The following is a 3487-nucleotide window of genomic DNA, read 5'->3' on the forward strand; positions in this document are numbered from 1 at the left end:
ACGGTACCGGGCTGCTCCAGGTACACATCGGAACTGACCGTGCAGTCACGCCAGTCGGTGTCGCCGAGCAGGGCGAACGCGTCGCTGTCGTCCTGCCACTCGATGGGCCGCTCGGCGGCCATCTGCCGTACGCACCGCCCCGGCCGTCCGCCGCCGCACCGCACGGTCTCGAAGGCACCCTGCATGTCCGAGAGGTACCTGGCCTCACGGCCGGGGGCCGGCCGGTCGAAGGAGTCGCGGTACGGCAGGGCGAGCCGGTGCTGCGGCGGGCTGACGGCCGTGCCCCGGCCCTGGCCGGTGGTGGTGGTCAGGGAGTACACGTGGCCGGGCTGGAGGGTGACGGAGAAGCGGCCGCCCTCGGGGACCACGTCGCCGGTGTGGACGAAGCCGCGGCCGTTCGAGGTGAGGTCGGTGGCCCAGATGTGCACGGCGCCGGTCGGCAGCCCGCCGCCCACCGTGAAGTCGGCCGTCTGTGCGCTGCTCGCGGTGGAGGTCTCGATGATCGTGCTGTAGGCGGAGTTGTCGGCGGGCTTGAGGGTGACGTAGCTGCCGTCGGTCCGGTCGCCGCCCAGGTAGCCACTGGCCTGGTCGTCGAACCGCCAGCCGGGCCGGGTCACCTGGGTGACCTGGGCGGTGGTCCAGAGGCTGGTGCCCAGCCGGTACGCCCCGGACCACGGCTGGTTCGCGACCGCGAGGCCGACCGTGTCGTACGGCAGGTTGGGGTAGACGGCCGCCAGCAGGGGCCAGTTGAGGTAGGCGGTGTACCTGCCGTCGAGGTAGCCGCGGGTGATGGAGCGGATCAGGGCGCCGGCTCCGGTGTCCGCGTCGAGGGAGCCGTTCTCACTGGCCCACAGGGGTTTTCCGGTGGCCTGGGCGGTGTCGGAGCTGTAGCAGGTGTTGGCGCTGCCGCCGTCGCCGCCTTCGCACGGGTAGTGCACGCCCACCGCGTCGACGGAGTCGGCGAACTGCGGGTCCTTGGCGATGTCGTCGGCGACGTCCAGGCCGGAGTCGGCGGCGACGATCCGCACGGGGAGGTGCCGGGCGGCCAGTGCGGCGTGCAGTTTCTCGTACCAGCCGATGTCGTAGCCGCGTTCGTTCCAGCCGCCGAGGTAGTCGATGTCCAGGCCGTGCTGCCGGGCGCAGCCGAGCCAGTCGACCAGGTAGTCGATCATGTCCTGGGACCAGAAGTCGCCGCCGCCCGGGGTGCCGGCGGTGTTGCCTATCCAGCCGGGGGCGCCCCAGGCCAGGCCGTAGAGCTTGATGCCGGGGTTGCGTTTCCTGGCCTGCTCCATCAGCCACCATTCGTAGCCGCTGTCGCAGTGCACGGTCCCCCGGGTGTGCTCGATGCTGGGTTCGGAGCCGTCCGTGGAGTTGGTGTCGCCGCCGATCTCCACCTTGAGGAGTTGCAGGGCGGCGCCGTGGCCGGGCTTGAAGAGGTAGTCGAGGATGCGGCTGCGTTGCGGCTCGGGGTAGTCGACGAGCAGCCGGGAGTTGCCTCCGCCGCCGCTGATGGCGCCGATGCCGTCGAAGGTGCGGCCGGTGCCGGACCCGTCCACGGTGATCGTGGCGGCGGGTGGCGCGGACGCCGTGGTGGCGGCGCGGGCCGACAACGATGTCAGCGCGCCGGAGAGGAAGGCCAGGCAGCTGACGACCGCGAGCCATGACAGCACGCGGTACCGGACGGACTGGAGCATGCGGCTCTCCCGACCCTGGGACCAGTGGAGGCGAACACCTCCGCGCACATGGCTACAGGAACGCACAGCTCCGGGGAAGACTTCGGACAGGATCCAACAGGGGTGTTCCGAAGGGGACGTCGGTGACGTGACGTCCGGCGCCCCCGCGGCGGGGGCGCCGGACGGGCGTTCAGAGCTTGACGATCATCTTGCCGGTGTTGTCGCCGCGCAGTACCCCGAGGAACGCCTCCAGGTTGTTCTCGATGCCCTCGACGACCGTCTCGCGGTACTTCAGCTGCCCGGACGCCACCCACGGGCCGACCTCGGCGACGAACTGCGGCTGCAGGTCGTAGTGGTCGCCGACCAGGAAGCCCTCGATGCGGCCGCGGGTCTGGATGAGACGGGCGAGGTTCTTCGGGCCGGGGACGGGCTCGGTGCTGTTGTAGACCGAGATCATGCCGCAGACGGCGATCCGGCCGTCCCGGTTGAGCTGCCCGATCGCCGCCTCCAGGTGGTCGCCGCCGACGTTGTCGAAGTACACGTCGACGCCGTCCGGGGCGGCGGCCCGCAGCTGCTCGGCGACCGGGCCGTTCTTGTAGTTGAAGGCCGCGTCGAAGCCGTACTCCTCGACGAGCAGCTTGACCTTCTCGTCGGAGCCGGCCGAGCCGATCACCCGCGAGGCGCCCTTGAGCTTGGCGATCTGGCCGACCTGGCTGCCGACCGCGCCGGCCGCGCCGGAGACGAAGACGGAGTCGCCCTCCTTGAAGGAGGCGGTGCGCAGCAGACCCGCGTAGGCGGTGAGGCCGGTCATGCCGAGGACACCGAGGTACGTCGACAGGGGCGCCGCCTCCGGGTCGACCTTGACCGCGTTCTTCGCGTCCACGACCGCGTACTCGCGCCAGCCGAGGAAGTGCAGGACGTGGTCGCCGGCCGCGAGGCCCTCGGCGTTCGACTCGACGACCTCGCCGACCGCGCCGCCCTGCATGACCTTGCCCAGCTCGAAGGGGGCGACGTAGGACTTGGCCGAACTCATCCTGCCGCGCATGTACGGGTCGACGGACACGTACTTGTTCCGTACCAGCACCTGTCCCTCACCCGGCGTCGGGGCCTCGGCCTCGACCAGGGCGAAGTCCTCGGGCTTCGGCCAGCCGACGGGACGGCTGAGCAGGTGCCACTCGCGGTTGATCATGACGTGCGCCTTTCCGAAATACTTCAGTACCTGAAACAACCATGCTCCTGAATATTTCAGCATGTCAAGTAACGAGGTACCCTGAGGGCATGCCGTCCTCACAGCCCAGTCCCACGCCTACCCGCCGTCCGGACGCCCTCACCCTTGAGGTCGTCGAGCTGATCGGGGACGTCGTGGCCCGCTTCTACGCGGACTACGAGGAGGCGGCGGGCGAGCACGCACTCACCGGGGCGCAGGCGCGACTGCTCAGCTTGCTGTCGCTGGAGCCGCTGCCGATGCGGAAGCTGGCGCAGAAACTGAAGTGCGAGCCGTCGAACGTGACGGGGATCGTGGACCGGCTGGAGGCGCGCGGGCTCGTGGAGCGGCGCCCCGATCCGGCGGACCGCCGGGTGAAGCTGGCCGCGGCGACGGACGAGGGCCGGCGGGTCGCCCGTGATCTGCGGGAGGGGCTGCGCTTCGCGCGCGAGCCGCTGGCGGGCCTTTCCGACACGGAGCGGTCCTCCCTGCGGGACCTGCTCCGCCGCATGCTGGCGGACTGAACGCGAAGGGGGGCCGGTGCCCGGTGGCACCGGCCCCCCAACAGATCCGAAAAGCACACCACAGAACAACACTCACACACCAATAA

2 protein-coding genes and 1 pseudogene are annotated in these 3487 nt (G+C 70.4%); 1 reads left to right on the plus strand and 2 read right to left on the minus strand.

The window, feature by feature from the left end:
• Together ABZ646_RS43170 and ABZ646_RS43175 are read right to left on the minus strand one after the other, a co-directional pair.
• Nucleotides 1–1694, minus strand: a pseudogene (locus ABZ646_RS43170) (galactosylceramidase); the annotation flags it as partial.
• 169 nt (nt 1695–1863) lie between these two features.
• Entirely contained in the window at nt 1864–2862 is a 999-nt protein-coding gene (locus tag ABZ646_RS43175) for an NADP-dependent oxidoreductase (RefSeq protein ID WP_360532269.1), read from the minus strand.
• 89 nt (nt 2863–2951) lie between these two features.
• Between ABZ646_RS43175 and ABZ646_RS43180 the strand changes: the two genes are divergently transcribed.
• On the plus strand, nt 2952–3401 hold the full coding sequence (locus tag ABZ646_RS43180; protein ID WP_360532272.1) for a MarR family transcriptional regulator: 450 nt from the start codon (nt 2952–2954) through the stop codon (nt 3399–3401).
• Nucleotides 3402–3487: the final 86 nt, after the last annotated feature.

Origin of the sequence: Streptomyces sp. NPDC007162 (assembly GCF_040634175.1) — a bacterium.
In the GTDB taxonomy this organism is placed as follows: Bacteria; Actinomycetota; Actinomycetes; order Streptomycetales; family Streptomycetaceae; genus Streptomyces.